The sequence below is a fragment of the Candidatus Woesearchaeota archaeon genome, from assembly GCA_003695435.1.
Classification (GTDB): Archaea; Nanobdellota; Nanobdellia; order Woesearchaeales; family UBA11576; genus J101.
Genome location: RFJL01000017.1, coordinates 1 through 14,539, shown reverse-complemented (window position 1 = coordinate 14,539; position 14,539 = coordinate 1). Strand labels below are relative to the sequence as shown.

Here is a 14,539-nt window from a genome sequence, read left to right as displayed (position 1 = left end):
TCAGCGATGCTTTGCGTAATGATTTTACGTGCTTCTTGCATGAGAAGAACATGGCCGTCACGTCGCACCTTTTCGCGATGAGAAACGCGACGAAATGCTGCTGGTCCTGAGCTTGCCCCCCTTCGTTTCGCAGTTGAACCTCTCTCATCAGGACATCCGAAAAGAACATATTTTGCGTTATCAACAGAAAACTTAGCATAAGCAAATTTCATAAATCATATAAGAGAGGTCGCACTTAATAAACCTAATGACGTACATAATTACCGTTTGTAGGCAATGTGAAGGGGGAGAAGAGCGCTATGCTCAGCTTGAAAGACTTGTACGTAATGATCCCCTCTTTACTGTTCGCGCAACGTATTGTCTTAAACGCTGTTCACTAGGTGCTTCTGTTAATGTTGCGTTACCTGATAGAAGTGTTGAAAAATATAATGCGATTTCAAAGGGAGATTGTATTTCCCTACCCCCTATGCAAGAATTACTTGAAGGATATTTATGAAGAACCTTTGTTGGATCTTTCACACTTATTGCAAGTAGTGTTGTAGTTGTGGTAAGTACTTGAGTCCAAGGCCAATACCTGCACCGATGGCGTAGCCAGTTCCGAAGAGTATTGTTGCCTTCATTGTTTGATCTACAAGAAATGCTGCGTTAGTTGCTATGGTTGTCTTGTTTTCAGGGGAGAAATCACAGCTGTCTTTGATTTTTTCTTCAAGAGTTTGTTGGGGTTGGGTGATACCTTCTGAGTTCTTTGATGCGATGAATCCTCCTATGAGAATGAGCGATGATGATTCGGGGGATCCGCATACCGTTTGTAAACCAGTTAGTGCTCCTTTGGAGAGAATCGCGAATTCATAGAGTTCTGCAAAGAGAGGGGGGAGGTTCATGGTAATGCAAAAGGATAGTGTAACAGATATTTAAACATTACTACGTTACCAGCTCATTCGCCTGAAAACATTCGCCTGAAAAAAAGAGAGAACTCGGATTAATAATCAACGTAGCGCTCAATGCCTTTTACGAATTTGATTGCTGCTATTGCAGCTGCGCTTGCATCACCTGCACTTTTTGCTGCTTGCGGGGCTGCTCCTGTGCAAGCACCTGCTGCAAAAACCCCTTTGATATTGGTTCTGCCCTCGTCATCCACTTTGATAAATCCTTCTTTTGTTAGTTCAAGACCTAGCTGAGTTGCAAAACTTTTCGCTCCTCCAAGAGCTAGAAAGACTGCATCAAAATCCTCTTCTCCATCTTCAAAAACAACTGTTGTAAGTTTATTTGTTCCTTTGAACTCTTTGATCTTCACGCGCTTTACTTCAATTCCTTTGAGCGCCTCTTGTAATTCCTTTGTGAACTGAGGTTCTCTGGGAGAGAGAATGGTAATGTCTTGAGTGAATTGCTTGAGGAGCAGTGCTTCTTGTGCTGCATGATTATTGCTTCCAATTACTGCTACTTTCTTATTTTTGTAAAAAAATCCGTCGCAGAGTACGCATTCATGCACGCCTCTTCCCTTGAATTCTTTTTCTCCAGGTATGCCAAATCCTTTTCGTCCTATTCCTACGGTGATGATGAGTGCTTTTGTGCGGAACTTCTTAAGGCGAGATGTTGTGATGATGAATTGCTCATTGTCTTGCTGAGCAGATGTTGCTTCTTCGTTAAGATGCTCTGCTCCAAACTGCTTTGCCTGCTCAAGTGCTGCTAGAGCTATTTCTTTTCCGGTTGCTCCATTAATACCAGGATAATTGTCTACTTGTGCAGTGTACCACGGGGCTTTTTGAGGATCACCTATGAGAAGAGTGGTAAGTCCAGAACGAGCACAAAAGATTGAGGCAGAAAGTCCTGCTGGACCTGCACCAATAATGATAACATCGTAGTCTTTCATTACTGCAGTTAGGATTTTTCTTCTAAGAGCGCCTTTGTGATCGCCTCTTTGTCAAAGCCGACTATGACGTAGTCTCCGATAACGATGACAGGAACTCCTGTTTGTCCTGAGAGTTCTAGCATTTCTTCAGCTTTTTTGTGGTCTTTTGAGACGTCATAGTCAACATACTCAATACCTTCTGATTTGAAGTATTCTTTTGCTGCTTTACAGTACGGACAGCTGGGGGTGGAGTAAATTTCAACGGTCATCGTTAACAAAACTCACAGACTTCCTTTGAATTCTTAACGACTTTTTTCGTTGATTTTGAGGACGCTTTTTTAGAAGCTTTTTTGCTGGAGGTCTTCTTGGATGCTTTTTTTGCTGATTTTTTAGCAGAGGCTTTCTTAGAAGACTTTTTTGTTGCGCTTTTCTTTGAAGATTTCTTAGATGATGTTTTCGTCGCTTTTTTCGTTGATTTCTTAGCTGCTTTTTTAGCAGGAGCCTTCATAGCATCTTTTTTTGGTTCTTTTTTCCTTTTGAATAGATCTAGGATACCCATGAGTATCACCTCGTGTTTAATACTAAAACCGATCAAAAAGAGCTTTTTAAAACTTGGTACGGTTCATGAGTACGTATCGTCTATGCACCTGAATTATGAGAAGATAGGCAACAATTACGTATATTGTGAAAAGCGTGTTATACACATAGTACGTAGTTACTCCAACTTGCGTCCCTGTAACGAAGGTGAAGAGTTTTTGTAGAATTGTGAGGGGAATGAAGAGGCCAAGAACGGTGCAAACAAGTACAAAGGCACTTTTAATGACCACCACGTATTTTTCAATAAGAAAAGTTGTGGATCGAGAAAAAGAATTTGTTACGTGAAGCACATGTAAAAACGTAGGTGTTACGAGCAGAACAACAAAGGCGAGAATACTAAAAGGGAGTGTGAGTAGAGGGGTCAAGCTCAAAAAAGTAAGCACACCTATAAGAACTGCGAGGGTAACAAAGGCAAGGAAGGAGTTTTGAAGTAATCTCAAAAAAGACACTTGCAGTCCATATTCTTTAACCAGAATACTTCTTTTCGCAAATGCGTAGAGGGCGACAATACCTGTAAATGCCAGTATGAAGAGAACTGAGAGGAATACGACGTTTTCTTGCACCCACGAAACAGTTGGATTTTCTGGAAGAAAACGGCCAAGTACAAACAAGTACAGTAGTGCTGCGATAACAAAACCAGCATCAAGTGCGCTACTTAAAAGATTAACCTTGAAGAGCTTCTTCAATAAGCGCTTTGTATGTTTCATAAGGGTAAAGACCTGAAATGAGTTTATTGCCGATGATAAGCGCAGGAGTTCCTGTAACGCCTAAAGATTGTCCTTGTGTAATGTCTTCTTTGACCTCTTCCAAGTATTTTTGAGAATCAAGACACTCATTGAATTGAGTCATGTCAAGACCGAGGATGCTTGCATAATTTTTAAGATCAGATACGGAAAGTTTTTGCTGATTTTGAAAGAGTACGTCGTGATATTGCCAATACATTCCTTGTTCTTTTGCGCATTCAGCTGCTAGTGCCGCAGTACATGCGTTGTTATGTATCCGTCTTGAGAGCTTCTCATTGCACGCAGTGTCAAGAGGAAAGTCCTTGTATACAAAACGGATTTGATTTGGAAAATCTTCTTCAAGACGAATTTCAACTTGTCTGTAAAACTCCGCGCAAAAAGGACATTCATAATCTGAGAATTCAACGAGGGTTAGTTTTCCTTCTCCTCTTGCAGGGTCGTCTTGTGCTATTTGGTCTGCTCTTTCAAAAAGGGATGTGAAACGCACTTGTGACGTGTCAGCAGTGTTTATGCCGCTAAGGAGTTTTGCGCCACCGATAATAACTATGAGTATGATGAGAATGATCCACCAATTGTTTTTAACATGCTTCTTAATGTGTTTTTTCATGGAGTCTTTTTGAACGCTTGTTTTTAAAAAGATTGTGGCAAGTTACACTACGCTTGTTTGAGAAACTCCTCGAAATACTCGTCTGAATCCATCTTGATTGAATAATTAATGAGATCGTCATTTTGTTCTCTGAGAAACGCAAGAAATTTCTTTCTTGTTTTTTCATCCCATCCCTCATAAGCAAAGGCAGCTTTACAAGAGAATGAAATATCACAGTGTCCTTCTCGCAGATCTTTCCCATCAGGTGTTTGTTGTGGGTGGAGAGGACAAAGAGTTCTTGATTTTGTTTCATCGGAAAAGATAAGATTTGCACAGACACCACACGCTCGTAACTGATCCTTTGGCAATCGTTCCCGAAAAGCGACAAGATCTTTTGCAGATTTGAACTCCAAGGTGTTCTTATGAATTGCTTGTTTGAGTTCTTCTTTAATGTAGTCCCTTCCGCAGCAACCAAAACAAGTGTGCGGGCCTGCCATGCATAATGAGGTGTTTACGTAGTTCATGAGGGTGTGTTTTGCTTCTCACCTGCACTAGTACATATAATTTTCGAGGTATACTTTTTTAAAGTAAGCAACCATTCACACACCATCATGGATGAAAAGTATCACAAACCTGTGCTCCTTGCGGTCCTTGCACTCATCGTATTTGCCAGCACATTTATTCTTCAGAAAAATTATGAGTTCATTATTTACATTTTTGTTGTACTCTCATTTTTGTGGCTCATCTGTCATTCTACAAAATATCTCGACTATTCTGAGCTCTCAATTTGGGGACTTGTTCTTTGGGCAATCTTACACATGGCAGGAGGAGGTGTTCATGTCAAGGGAGACGTACTCTATAATCTCATCTTGATACCTCTTGTCGGCGAGCCCTTTTGGATTCTTAAGTTTGATCAGGTCGTTCATCTTATCGGATTCTTTGTTGCCACTCTTGTTATGTATGATGTGCTCAAACCGCATGTGAAGAAGATGCAAGGATTTGCTTTGGGATTTACTCTTTTTGCTGCGGGTCTTGGCCTTGGAGCGCTTAACGAGATCGTGGAATTTTTTGCAACGGTAATCTTGCCTTCCACAAATGTAGGAGGATATTATAATACAGCTCTTGATCTTGTGTTTAATGGTATTGGGGCGCTTGCTGCCGTGTTGTATCGATTCAAATTCAAGAAGTGATGTGTTACTTGTGTTCTTCTAGAACTTCTGAGTTTTAGTGTTCTCATACCGATCTACTAAGGTTAGAAGCATCAGAGAATCTTAATGTGACCATTAATAGGTGTGATAATCTTAATAGGTCTTGATAGAGACTGAGTAAAAAAAAAGGGGGCAAACCGGACGCACACGGTAAGAATTTTTGTTGTGTGCGTCCGAAAGTGAGTGTGACGTACACGGCACGGACGTGTGCCTCTAGTCGGCGCCGGCGTGTACGTAGTGAAGAGGAGGCATACCCATAATCAGCCTAGAGTCGGCGTGGGTATGTCCTAGTGAAGGGAATGCAAGGCTGTTGTTTCTGCCTAGAGTCGGCGATGGCCTTGCAGGTGTGAGGTTAGTCTGCCGCTAGTTTCGCGGTCCAAACGGTAATACTTGCCGCTGCAAGTGTGATTGCAATCATAATCGCGTTGGGAATGATGAAGGTGCTCATAAGATCGCTTAGTGCTGCAAACCATGCAGCAACTGCACCCAGGAACGCTATTGCCGTCGTCGCTATATGAGCTTTTTTCATCTCCTTGTCTCCTACAACCTACTACGCATATACGATATATTAGATTTAGTACGTTAAGTACGACTTTTTGTAATTTATACGTTTATTTCCATAAGAAATGAAGGGGTCGTACGCAAACATTACGTTCTGTAAGGCGCTTGTTCCATATACAAAGAAACCAAACTTACAAGCGAAAGAAACCGATCCACATCTTTAATGCAATCAGCTCTTACCTGCACCCTCTCGCGCAGAACAGGAAGCGTAGAACCGTCAATAACACAACTCTCCCAAGCAGGATCATAAACTAAAATGTGACAATCAGAAAGAAAGGGTAAACTTCTTTTCTGCAAAGCCCACCCCTCAACCTGAAAATGGTCTCGAACAAGTTCCAAAAGATACGGAAAATCAGCACGAGAATTTGCACGATACGCGATATCTGCTCTTAGCCCCCAACTCATTTCACGCACTTTAAACACAGTACGTATGTCTTTGGGAAGGTGCTTTGTGATCTGTTCCTCCAAAGTCTCTGCAAAGGTCATCGCATCAAAATACCCTAAGCAATTTAAAAAACTATTCTAAACCTCTCCCTCTCTCTGCTCCAACCCTACACCCCCAGACTATGTGAAAAGAGGTAACCTAATCATCTACAATAAATAATCTGCTATCAGCAACTTTAAACAAACCTAAACGTGCTCCTGCATCAAGCATTGCGTGCGCATAATATAACGCGCCGTACGCAAGCACCCACTCACCATTTGTAAAGAAATGATGTGCATCCGCATAGTATCGCTGTGCAAGATCTAAAAAATCCATTGCTTCATTGATGCGCTCCACATCTTTTTCCGAATCCTTAACTTTTTGCAATGCTTCTCCTGTAAGTGAGAAGTACTTGTCAAGAAGCTCCTTTGTTATGGTGTTGTTAATCATGTTGTTTGAGAGTTTACATTCAACGTTTTCGTACAGGTTGATGAACGAGACCCTGGAACACTGGTCTGAAATAACGTCAGTGTGTCTTCTCTTTTTTGCATGGACAAAAAAGTCACAAAAAAATTTGAAAAAAATTAAACGCGCAGAACGCAAAACTAGCAGTTACTTTCGAACCACTTTAAGTGGCAAGACTCCTGCTTCAAGTTCTTTTTTTGCAATCTCAATGGGATTATATTTGATCGCCTCAAGATCTTCTTTTGAAATGTCAATCTTGTAAGGCGCACCCATAGAGATCTGCAATGCGCGTGCTCCAATCAAACGTGCCTTTTCAAATCTCGTCAAGCTCATAGCGCCTTCCTCAATTTCTCACTCTGTTTTATGATGAAATCAATTGCTTGCTCGATTTCATCAAGGGTGAAAACTGCTTCTCCTCCCTTTTGCATAGAGCACAGCTCACCACTCTCCAGCACTCCCACAGTAAGACGTCCAGAAATCCCTGGCATCTCATACTCTGTTGGATCTGCAATGAGTTGATCTCCCACCTTATAGATTGTTGAGCTGATGGGGATGTGTTTTAGCGGAATTGGTTTATCTGTGCGATTTTTGTAGTCTGGCTGACCATCAACAAGTTCTGGGAACTTTGCATTTTTAATTGCGCCAATTGCTGCAAGTCCTATTGCATCAAGAAGATTTCCCGCATCGTTAAGCGTGCAGACATCAACAATGATCATCCACGCAGCTTCACCTTCTTCAATGCAGAGTTCTTTGAAGTCAATACAGCCAGATTCGCGAATTGCCCTATCAGTTACACGAGCATATTCAATTGCGTCCATGCTAGGAGGCCCTCTCTCAAAACTCGGGGATGAGAGTGGAAGTAGTTCAACATTAACCATGAGACTTCCTTTATCAGGAGCATCTGCATAGGGTTTCATAACTTCCATCTTTACACCCGCAATAACTTTTGTATCGCCTATTTGAACAATGCAGGACCCTTCAGCGTTTCGCGTAACATCGTAAGTTACCTTAACATCACGATATTCTAGAGGTTGTCTGCCATCAAAGCGCATACCTCGAGAAATCGCATCAAGAATGGATTCTTGAGTTTCTTTGCTTACTACTTGTAATTCTTTACTCATTTTCTTTCGTATTTCGCTTTAAGCGCGGCTACTTGTGCCTTGTTAATTTCTTTGAGCGCTTTTTCACCAAGCTTAAGAGCTTGCATGAGTTGATCTTTGGTAATCTCTCCATCCATTTGAAGAAGTGTTACTTCTCCTGTGTTATTAACCATAGCAAGAGGAATGTCTGCTACGGGACCATCAGGATATGCTTCTTCTGCATAGTCAAGATCAACAACGATTTTATCATCAACTCGGCCTACAGAGACAGCTGCGACTAAGTCACGCATGACAATTCCCGCATCTGCAAGAGCCATTGCAGCAGCACAAATACCTGCACAGCGTGAGCCTGCATCGGTTTGAGGAAATTCTATGAATACATCAACTACTGCTCCAGGCCACATTGAAAGATCAACAACAGGTTTAAGCGCGTTTTCTGTGACCATGGAGATCTCTTTTGCTCGTCTGTTCTGTCCTGGACGAACACGATCTCCCGAGCCGGAAAACGGCATCATATTGTAGTTGCAACGTAGCACTCCTTGTTTTGGATCTGAAAGAGATCTTGGATGCATCTCTTTAGGTCCATACACTGCTGCAATTGCTTCGGTTTTTCCAATTTTGAAGCGTGCGGAACCTACTGCTCGAGGAACAACACCTACTTCTGCTTCAATAGGACGTAGTTCATCAAATGCTCTTCCATCAGGTCTTTTCTCGTAAGCCATTTTTACTCATCCCCCTCTTTGTCACTACCATTAGTCCTTTCTTTTACTTCAATGGTGTTTCCTGTTTCTTTCTCAAGGTATTCTTTGACCTTGTCAGTAAGACCTGAAAGATGCGCGTCTCGTTCAATCATCTTGATGGTTTTCTGTGCTAGAAGTTCCATTTTAGGATCTTCTCCTGAAAGCCAAACAAGACCGTTTTGTCCCACAAGAATTTTACAGCCAGTTGCCTGTTTAATCATTGAGACCATTGACCCGCCTTTTCCAATGATGCGAGGAACCTTATTGGTATTAACGTCAAAGATCCTCCCACCTCTAAGTTTTCTTAATCCAGGTCCTCTCATAGTAACATCAGTTAGTTTTTGTGACGTTACATTTACAATCTTTGTAATAACATAATCTCCTATGTTGAAAAAGCGAGAGAGGTCAGCTCCTTTATCTATGAATTCTGAGCTTGCATCTCTCATTGAGAGCATCGCAGTGTATGCAGAGTTCATATCAAGCCTCCAGCCCGATGCGAGAATCTCTGTTACTTGTGCGATGATCGTATCTCCTCGTTTTGGAAGATATCTTCCAGAAAGAGGTGTGATTTTAATCACTTTTCCATCTACTGTGACAAGTCCAGTCACTTTTGCTACAATATTTTCACCAAATCGGTATGTCCCGTAGCTTGGTAAAAAGTCCATTCCTGTTGCGAGTATTTCACCAGGAACAGCAATTGCGCGGTTTTCCGTTTTTAATTCACTCATTTTCTTGTTCTCCTAAAACCTCTGTTTTTTGACACATGTTGAAGTGCATTTCATTATGCACCAACCCTACGCGCCACCCAACCCCGCATAGGAAACGTTAAGGTTATGCGTAGATGTGTACAAACGAGGTTTTTATACTTCTTTGATAATTTTGAATCCTACTTCGCTATGGCACAAGTTGTTAAGCTCGTCGATAAGATCATTTTGAACACCCGCAGGAATCTCAAGGTGGACAACAAGTCCTCCATCTTGTCCCCAGGTTTCTTTTTGAATCTCTCCGAACTTTTTGAGGATGCCATAGCTTTGATGAGCATACGTTCCAGGAATGCTCAACTCAACTACTATCTGCTCTAACCTAATGGGAAAGAGAGGCATCATTTTTTTAACGAAGTCATCAACTTGCCTTTGTACAGGTTCTAATTCTTTTACTTTCAACTTGAGCTGCTCCACCGCGTTTTCAATACGCGATCGAGGAATAGGTAACTTTGTTGTAGGATCAACAGCGTTTCGTTGGATCAGGGAAATGATGCGATTGAGCTTTTTCTCACGTAGCTTTTCACGGTACTCTTGTGTGAATTGAATTTCTCCACTATCAAGAATGATTTGTGCAACTTTAAGCTCGTCATCAGTTCCAAACACACGTTTAAGTTCTTCTTCCGAAGCGTGAAGACCTCTGCTTACATCAGTAAAGATGTGTTGTGATCGCAACACGTCTTTAACATCAACATCCTCTTCACCTTCATGATACTTTACCGCAAAATCAGGATCGATTGCTATTTCAAACGTCGCGCCTCCTTTTTTGAGACGAGCAACGTTAAATGAAATTTTTTCTTGGCCTAATGCCCCTGGTTTTTGCTTAAAGTCTTTCATTTGAGCACCGCATCAATTTCCTTATTGGAAAGTTTGGTAAACCTGCAATCATCTTTACGGATAATTGCGACATCAAGTCTATCAGAGGTGAGTTTTTCCTCAACAAATTCCTTGAGTGCTTCAATTGCAAGTTTAAGTCCTTGATCAATAGTAAGCGTTGGTTTGTATTTTTTGTGAAGCACTTCTGTGATTGCTTCTTCTCCTTCACCAATCACAACTGCTTTGAATTGAAAGAAAATTCCTGTAGGATCTGTTTGAAAGAGCTTGGCTTCACCCTCAGGATCAATTCCTGCAACAAGAACTGAAACACCAAAAGGTCTAAATCCTCCCGATTGCGTGGTAAGCTGCTTAAGATCACACATGTTCTTTACCACTTCAAGAGTGTCAATTGGAGTATCATAGGTTACTCTGTGTTGTTGTGCTTTAACTTGTGCACGTTCAATGAGAACGCGTGCATCAGAAATAATTCCTGACGCAGTTGCTGCGATGTGCTCGTCAATCTGAAATGTTTTCTCAATACTGTCAGCAACGATGAGTGGATCTACTATGCGTTTATCAGCAACGAGTAACACTCCATCTGAGCAGACGAGTCCCATTGCGGTTGAGCCTTGTTTGACCGTCTTCTTTGCATATTCTACTTGAAGTAGTCGTCCATCTGGACTGAACATGGTAATTGCTCGATCATAACCCATAACTTGATGATTCATATTCTGCATGGTCTCTCCTCCTTTTCTATGACGCGATGTATTTCCCGGTTTTTTTCAGGATCCCGGTAACCCCTACGCTGTGAATCAGTGCGTCTTCTCCCTCAACTTGGTCGATGAGGGCAAGACTCATTTTTAGTTTATTGACATAGGTATGTTTCACTCTAATAACCCCTTTTGTTGTACTCGCTTTGTCTTTGATGAACATAAGGCCCGCTTCGCTTAGACCTATGCTACCAAAAAGTAATTGAAATTGCTTTTTTATTGTTTTAAACGCCATTTTGGGCTCAATTGGATTCTCAGAAATGGTTTCATACACTAAGTATCGTTTTCTCTCCCTTAAACTAGGCATTAAGGGTTTAATTCTTCTTTTCTCTTCCATTTCGTCTTTTTTCGGGCGTTTCCTAAGGTATAACAAGAGAATAAGCCCAAATAAGCATTTTTTGATTCTCTCTTACAAACAGTAACAAAGATTTTGGGGTTTATAAAGGTTGTTCTTAAAGGATTCCTCGCACACACTCAAACAAATCCCACAAGGTTTTTAAATGAACCTCGAAATCGGGAGGTAGGTGACAGATACTGCACGGATTCGTGCGCAGTAATGACAGAGAGATAAGGTATGAACCCCTACAAACACAGTTACGAAAGTATACATTACGCACTCAAGGGCAGTTCCGTGCTTGAACTAGCAACTGACGTATTTAGACGCGTTCTGGAAGAAGAGTATCCTTGCGAAGTGCTTGGTTATCCAGGTCAGCCTTCAACACAGCGCAATCTTGAAGCAGAACTCGTGCTTCCCCTTGATTGTGTGCGTGGCTTTACCATGAATCTTGTGATCCCGCGAGCAGAACACCGAACAACTGATCGTGTTCCACGCGCATCCCCTCTTCACGCAGCACTTCTTGAACACATCGCAACCAATCACGCAGACATAGTAGAAGAAAAAGACATCAAAGTGAATCGCTATGTCGCCCCCCTGTACCTTAAGAAGAGAGGAATGATGTACCGCGCTGCAATCGTACACAATCCCCAGCACCACTCAACAAGTGTTGAAGAACTCTTCCCCCACCAAAATGGAATTGCAACACTTTGTAACCTTGAGCATCAAGGCGACCGTAGTTTTGTGAACCCTTCACGCCCTCTTGGACGCGCACTGACCTATGTTGCAAATCAAATCGAAAAGTACTCACGCTTCGCACACGTTGTGCGTGCAAAGCAGAAGAAACTGTTCAGCTGGCGTTACTAATTGGAGATACTATCGTCACCGTATCAAAGCTTAAATACCTATTTTAAGAAGAACCTCATTACTATTAGGAGGTTTATCACAATGGCACAATGCACTGAATGCGGGTATGATTATATGGTTACTGACTGCTTTTGCAGGCAATGCGGGGCTGAACACCCCGACAACGATGATGTGCGCATCTTCTCTTGCGAGTGCGGAGCACAAGTCTTTCCAGAAGATAACTTTTGCCACGCCTGTGGAGAAGGCTTTGAAGGCATGGAAGAAGTTGAAGAAGATGATGACGAAGAATTTGATGACTCTGACGACGACTACGATGATGATTCTGAAGACGACTGGGGAGACGATACTGAAGAAGAATCCACACAACAGCAAACCTTAGGGTACTAGTTGGAGATACTCATTTAGGATACTAAGTGATGTCCCTCCACACCCTTAATTGTTTCACTTTTTTCTTTTGATTCAACAAGCGTGTAATTAGGAGTTCTTCCAAGATACTTTCCATTCACTTCTTGTGTCCAAACAATAGCTTGCTTTGATCCTATAAATTGTTTCAATTGATCAAAGCGATAGGAGTGATAGAGTTCAACAAGTCTTTTTGAGCGTTCAAGCGTAACGTTGCCATCGTGTTTGTGCAGACGTGCTGCAGGCGTGTTGGGGCGAGGCCAAAAACGAGAAATATTCACAATCTCAATTTGCAATTCACGAATCAAGTTGAGTGTGTTCTCAAATTGCTCATTGCTCTCAGTAGGATATCCGCAAATAATATCTGTTGCAATAGTAATTTCTGGTACGCCTTTACGCAGAGTTTGAACGATTTTTTTAAAATCTGCAACAGTATATGTTCTGTTCATATCTTTGAGCACTTGATCATCTCCTGCCTGCACAGGCACATGGCAGAACTTGTACACTTTAGGATGATTAAATAGTTCTACAAGCCCTTCAAGGATGGGGAGCATGTAGGTTGGATTTGCCATTCCCACTCTGATCATAAAGTTCCCTTCAAGACGCGCAATCTGCATGACCATTTCAACAAGATTTGTTCCAATATCAAGACCATAACTTCCACAGTCTTGCGAGGTAAGCCATATTTCTTTCACCCCTTCGCTGATTGCTTGCTGTGCGCGTTCAACAATAACTCTTGGACGGTATGAAAGTTGATTTCCTCGCGCGTGCTTTGTCTTACAATAATGACAACTCTCCATGCAACCCTCAGAAATAGGAATAATTTCAACAAGAGGGTTAGTCCTCACACTCGGAAGAGCAATACGTGATTCGCTTTGCTGTTTTGAAGTAAGCTGAACAATTTCTCCTGCAATGGTCTTCTCAACGATAGTATCTGCATCACCAATGTGATTTGTTCCAATAATAGAATACTCTTTGAGTTTAGATGTTCTTAACTTGGGATCTGCTTGTGGAACACAACCTGCAAGAATCACTGTTTTTCCTTGCTCTTCTAACTCTTTTATTGATTTGAAAAATTTGTTCTCTGCCTTATTCTTAACCGTGCATGAATTAATGATGACTACATCTGCAAGTGATTCGTCATCGACGATTTCATAGTCTTTTGATTTAAGCAGACCCGCAATTGCTTCGGAATCTGCCTGGTTAAGAGAACAGCCAAAGGTTCTAATAGCAACTCTCATCTTATTACCTCAAAACTATTTTTGAAGCATCCTTGTTCAAGCAATACTTCGCCCGTTTCTTCATCAACAACAGTTGGCTTTATTAAAACAGCATCGAAATGCACATCACACGTGTATGGTGCTTTTGTAAGGTTAGGGTAACCATGACCATGCGCGATGTGAATACCAGGGAACTTTTCATCGTGCATCACATTACCAAGCAGTTCTTTGATACCATAATTTGTGCCAATGCCGAATTCACCAATGCGATCAGCGTTTTCTACTTGCAAGAGTAGTTTTTTTACTTCTTCTTCAATACGTGTGTTCTTGCAATCTACATCAACAATACGTGACTCTTTAATCACCCACGTAAGAGGCGTCTCCTTGAGTGCATCGACAGTTACGCCAGGTATGTTAAGTAGAAAGGAATATGTACCTGTAATAACGAGCACACCATTTACCTTTGAAGGATACGTGTAGATTTCACTTGGCATAACATTACGCGTCTTTCTTCTTTTGATAAACCCATCGGAAATAATCCAAGAATAGTTCTTGTCAAATTCGATGTGAAGATTTGTTCCTTGATCATCGGTGATTTGAACTTTTTTGAATTGTTGTGCGCGCTCAAACACTTTTTGTGTGAATGCTTTGAGTTCTTGAGGATCTACGCGGTACGCACTTTCAAGAATATGAGGTGTGATTCCCCATAGTGATCCGAAACGACCTCCATGTTCTTCACAAGTTTTAAGAAGTTCTGATCGAAACGCGGTTTCGTTTGTGTGCGCATCTTTTTTCTTTTCAATAAGTGCTAACACCACATCGTGTTTGAGTACTTGTTCTTTGAGCTGTTGTGGCAGGTGTGTAAGAGGTCGCTTGTAGTTGTCAAGATCGATGCTAAGCACAGTATTTGTTTGTTTAATTGCTTCTTCAAGAGGTTGTGCAAGAAAACGGGTTGACGCATCGTAGACTATCAAAATCGTTTCATTTTGTTGTATTGAACAGTATTGTACAATGCGCTTAACGGCTTGCATAAGGGGAAACACCTGCCCCACGATTTATAAAATAGTTGTTAGAATCAAGACACTTATTTATAAAT

At 41.5% G+C, this 14,539-nt stretch carries 23 protein-coding genes; 4 read left to right on the top strand and 19 right to left on the bottom strand.

The window, feature by feature from the left end; genetic code table 11:
- Positions 1 to 212 (bottom strand): hypothetical protein (locus D6774_01270; GenBank protein RME78439.1); only part of this gene is annotated, 212 nt, incomplete at its 3' end.
- Positions 213 to 247: 35 nt separating this feature from the next.
- Between D6774_01270 and D6774_01265 the strand changes: the two genes are divergently transcribed.
- On the top strand, positions 248 to 496 hold the full coding sequence (locus D6774_01265) for a (2Fe-2S) ferredoxin domain-containing protein (GenBank protein ID RME78438.1): 249 nt from the start codon (positions 248 to 250) through the stop codon (positions 494 to 496).
- 25 nt (positions 497 to 521) lie between these two features.
- Here the strand turns inward: D6774_01265 and D6774_01260 are convergent, their stop codons facing one another.
- The 7 genes from D6774_01260 to D6774_01230 form a co-directional block, all read right to left on the bottom strand.
- Positions 522 to 881: a hypothetical protein gene (locus tag D6774_01260; protein RME78437.1), complete on the bottom strand. Its 360-nt coding sequence runs from the start codon at positions 879 to 881 to the stop codon at positions 522 to 524.
- 98 nt (positions 882 to 979) lie between these two features.
- The gene (locus D6774_01255) at positions 980 to 1,870 is read right to left on the bottom strand and encodes an NAD(P)/FAD-dependent oxidoreductase (protein RME78436.1); all 891 of its coding nucleotides are present in this window, start codon (positions 1,868 to 1,870) and stop codon (positions 980 to 982) included.
- Between the two features lie 8 nt (positions 1,871 to 1,878).
- Positions 1,879 to 2,118 (bottom strand): NrdH-redoxin, encoded by a 240-nt coding sequence (locus D6774_01250; GenBank protein RME78435.1) that lies wholly within the window; start codon positions 2,116 to 2,118, stop codon positions 1,879 to 1,881.
- A 2-nt stretch (positions 2,119 to 2,120) separates the two neighbouring features.
- On the bottom strand, positions 2,121 to 2,408 hold the full coding sequence (locus D6774_01245) for a hypothetical protein (GenBank protein ID RME78434.1): 288 nt from the start codon (positions 2,406 to 2,408) through the stop codon (positions 2,121 to 2,123).
- A gap of 46 nt (positions 2,409 to 2,454) precedes the next feature.
- A complete protein-coding gene (locus tag D6774_01240; GenBank protein RME78433.1) occupies positions 2,455 to 3,153 on the bottom strand; it encodes a hypothetical protein in 699 nt (232 codons plus the stop codon).
- Complete coding sequence (locus D6774_01235) at positions 3,110 to 3,796, bottom strand: hypothetical protein (GenBank protein ID RME78432.1); 687 nt, start codon at positions 3,794 to 3,796, stop codon at positions 3,110 to 3,112. The genes D6774_01240 and D6774_01235 overlap by 44 nt, the downstream gene beginning before the upstream one ends.
- Positions 3,797 to 3,843: 47 nt before the next feature.
- A complete protein-coding gene (locus D6774_01230) occupies positions 3,844 to 4,272 on the bottom strand; it encodes a hypothetical protein (GenBank protein RME78431.1) in 429 nt (142 codons plus the stop codon).
- 114 nt (positions 4,273 to 4,386) lie between these two features.
- On the opposite strand from D6774_01230, the gene D6774_01225 reads away from it, so the two are divergent.
- Complete coding sequence (locus tag D6774_01225; protein ID RME78430.1) at positions 4,387 to 4,965, top strand: DUF2238 domain-containing protein; 579 nt, start codon at positions 4,387 to 4,389, stop codon at positions 4,963 to 4,965.
- Between the two features lie 666 nt (positions 4,966 to 5,631).
- Here D6774_01225 and D6774_01220 read toward each other — a convergent pair.
- The 9 genes from D6774_01220 to D6774_01180 form a co-directional block, all read right to left on the bottom strand.
- Positions 5,632 to 6,030 carry a hypothetical protein gene (locus D6774_01220; protein RME78429.1) on the bottom strand — a complete coding sequence of 133 codons (399 nt, stop codon included), beginning with the start codon at positions 6,028 to 6,030 and terminating at the stop codon, positions 5,632 to 5,634.
- A 97-nt stretch (positions 6,031 to 6,127) separates the two neighbouring features.
- Complete coding sequence (locus D6774_01215; GenBank protein RME78428.1) at positions 6,128 to 6,571, bottom strand: DUF357 domain-containing protein; 444 nt, start codon at positions 6,569 to 6,571, stop codon at positions 6,128 to 6,130.
- A 9-nt stretch (positions 6,572 to 6,580) separates the two neighbouring features.
- Positions 6,581 to 6,766, bottom strand: coding sequence for a DNA-directed RNA polymerase subunit K (locus tag D6774_01210; protein ID RME78427.1), 186 nt, complete (start codon positions 6,764 to 6,766; stop codon positions 6,581 to 6,583).
- A complete protein-coding gene (locus D6774_01205; GenBank protein RME78426.1) occupies positions 6,763 to 7,554 on the bottom strand; it encodes an exosome complex protein Rrp42 in 792 nt (263 codons plus the stop codon). Before D6774_01205 ends, D6774_01210 begins: the two co-directional genes overlap by 4 nt.
- Positions 7,551 to 8,255, bottom strand: coding sequence for an exosome complex exonuclease Rrp41 (locus D6774_01200; protein ID RME78425.1), 705 nt, complete (start codon positions 8,253 to 8,255; stop codon positions 7,551 to 7,553). Before D6774_01200 ends, D6774_01205 begins: the two co-directional genes overlap by 4 nt.
- Before the next feature lie 2 nt (positions 8,256 to 8,257).
- A complete protein-coding gene (locus D6774_01195) occupies positions 8,258 to 9,001 on the bottom strand; it encodes an RNA-binding protein (GenBank protein ID RME78424.1) in 744 nt (247 codons plus the stop codon).
- 132 nt (positions 9,002 to 9,133) lie between these two features.
- Positions 9,134 to 9,871 carry a ribosome assembly factor SBDS gene (locus D6774_01190; protein RME78423.1) on the bottom strand — a complete coding sequence of 246 codons (738 nt, stop codon included), beginning with the start codon at positions 9,869 to 9,871 and terminating at the stop codon, positions 9,134 to 9,136.
- Positions 9,868 to 10,587, bottom strand: coding sequence for an archaeal proteasome endopeptidase complex subunit alpha (psmA, locus tag D6774_01185; GenBank protein RME78422.1), 720 nt, complete (start codon positions 10,585 to 10,587; stop codon positions 9,868 to 9,870). The genes D6774_01190 and psmA overlap by 4 nt, the downstream gene beginning before the upstream one ends.
- A gap of 16 nt (positions 10,588 to 10,603) precedes the next feature.
- Entirely contained in the window at positions 10,604 to 10,957 is a 354-nt protein-coding gene (locus D6774_01180; protein RME78421.1) for a hypothetical protein, read from the bottom strand.
- Between the two features lie 294 nt (positions 10,958 to 11,251).
- Between D6774_01180 and D6774_01175 the strand changes: the two genes are divergently transcribed.
- The gene (locus tag D6774_01175; protein ID RME78420.1) at positions 11,252 to 11,821 is read left to right on the top strand and encodes a hypothetical protein; all 570 of its coding nucleotides are present in this window, start codon (positions 11,252 to 11,254) and stop codon (positions 11,819 to 11,821) included.
- 81 nt (positions 11,822 to 11,902) lie between these two features.
- Complete coding sequence (locus D6774_01170; GenBank protein ID RME78419.1) at positions 11,903 to 12,208, top strand: hypothetical protein; 306 nt, start codon at positions 11,903 to 11,905, stop codon at positions 12,206 to 12,208.
- A gap of 14 nt (positions 12,209 to 12,222) precedes the next feature.
- Here D6774_01170 and D6774_01165 read toward each other — a convergent pair whose 3' ends face one another.
- Positions 12,223 to 13,464 (bottom strand): tRNA (N(6)-L-threonylcarbamoyladenosine(37)-C(2))-methylthiotransferase, encoded by a 1,242-nt coding sequence (locus tag D6774_01165; GenBank protein ID RME78418.1) that lies wholly within the window; start codon positions 13,462 to 13,464, stop codon positions 12,223 to 12,225.
- A complete protein-coding gene (locus D6774_01160; GenBank protein ID RME78417.1) occupies positions 13,461 to 14,474 on the bottom strand; it encodes a hypothetical protein in 1,014 nt (337 codons plus the stop codon). The genes D6774_01165 and D6774_01160 overlap by 4 nt, the downstream gene beginning before the upstream one ends.
- Positions 14,475 to 14,539 lie beyond the last annotated feature (65 nt).

What these genes read in the sequence shown, in the direction of transcription:
- D6774_01265 (RME78438.1), top strand. Translation starts at nt 248, where the DNA reads ATGACGTACATAATTACCGTTTGTAGGCAATGTGAAGGGGGAGAAGAG.
- D6774_01260 (RME78437.1), bottom strand. Translation starts at nt 881, where the DNA reads ATGAACCTCCCCCCTCTCTTTGCAGAACTCTATGAATTCGCGATTCTC.
- D6774_01255 (RME78436.1), bottom strand. Translation starts at nt 1,870, where the DNA reads ATGAAAGACTACGATGTTATCATTATTGGTGCAGGTCCAGCAGGACTT.
- D6774_01250 (RME78435.1), bottom strand. Translation starts at nt 2,118, where the DNA reads ATGACCGTTGAAATTTACTCCACCCCCAGCTGTCCGTACTGTAAAGCA.
- D6774_01245 (RME78434.1), bottom strand. Translation starts at nt 2,408, where the DNA reads ATGGGTATCCTAGATCTATTCAAAAGGAAAAAAGAACCAAAAAAAGAT.
- D6774_01240 (RME78433.1), bottom strand. Translation starts at nt 3,153, where the DNA reads ATGAAACATACAAAGCGCTTATTGAAGAAGCTCTTCAAGGTTAATCTT.
- D6774_01235 (RME78432.1), bottom strand. Translation starts at nt 3,796, where the DNA reads ATGAAAAAACACATTAAGAAGCATGTTAAAAACAATTGGTGGATCATT.
- D6774_01230 (RME78431.1), bottom strand. Translation starts at nt 4,272, where the DNA reads ATGGCAGGCCCGCACACTTGTTTTGGTTGCTGCGGAAGGGACTACATT.
- D6774_01225 (RME78430.1), top strand. Translation starts at nt 4,387, where the DNA reads ATGGATGAAAAGTATCACAAACCTGTGCTCCTTGCGGTCCTTGCACTC.
- D6774_01220 (RME78429.1), bottom strand. Translation starts at nt 6,030, where the DNA reads ATGACCTTTGCAGAGACTTTGGAGGAACAGATCACAAAGCACCTTCCC.
- D6774_01210 (RME78427.1), bottom strand. Translation starts at nt 6,766, where the DNA reads ATGAGCTTGACGAGATTTGAAAAGGCACGTTTGATTGGAGCACGCGCA.
- D6774_01205 (RME78426.1), bottom strand. Translation starts at nt 7,554, where the DNA reads ATGAGTAAAGAATTACAAGTAGTAAGCAAAGAAACTCAAGAATCCATT.
- D6774_01200 (RME78425.1), bottom strand. Translation starts at nt 8,255, where the DNA reads ATGGCTTACGAGAAAAGACCTGATGGAAGAGCATTTGATGAACTACGT.
- D6774_01195 (RME78424.1), bottom strand. Translation starts at nt 9,001, where the DNA reads ATGAGTGAATTAAAAACGGAAAACCGCGCAATTGCTGTTCCTGGTGAA.
- D6774_01190 (RME78423.1), bottom strand. Translation starts at nt 9,871, where the DNA reads ATGAAAGACTTTAAGCAAAAACCAGGGGCATTAGGCCAAGAAAAAATT.
- psmA (RME78422.1), bottom strand. Translation starts at nt 10,587, where the DNA reads ATGCAGAATATGAATCATCAAGTTATGGGTTATGATCGAGCAATTACC.
- D6774_01180 (RME78421.1), bottom strand. Translation starts at nt 10,957, where the DNA reads ATGGAAGAGAAAAGAAGAATTAAACCCTTAATGCCTAGTTTAAGGGAG.
- D6774_01170 (RME78419.1), top strand. Translation starts at nt 11,903, where the DNA reads ATGGCACAATGCACTGAATGCGGGTATGATTATATGGTTACTGACTGC.
- D6774_01165 (RME78418.1), bottom strand. Translation starts at nt 13,464, where the DNA reads ATGAGAGTTGCTATTAGAACCTTTGGCTGTTCTCTTAACCAGGCAGAT.
- D6774_01160 (RME78417.1), bottom strand. Translation starts at nt 14,474, where the DNA reads ATGCAAGCCGTTAAGCGCATTGTACAATACTGTTCAATACAACAAAAT.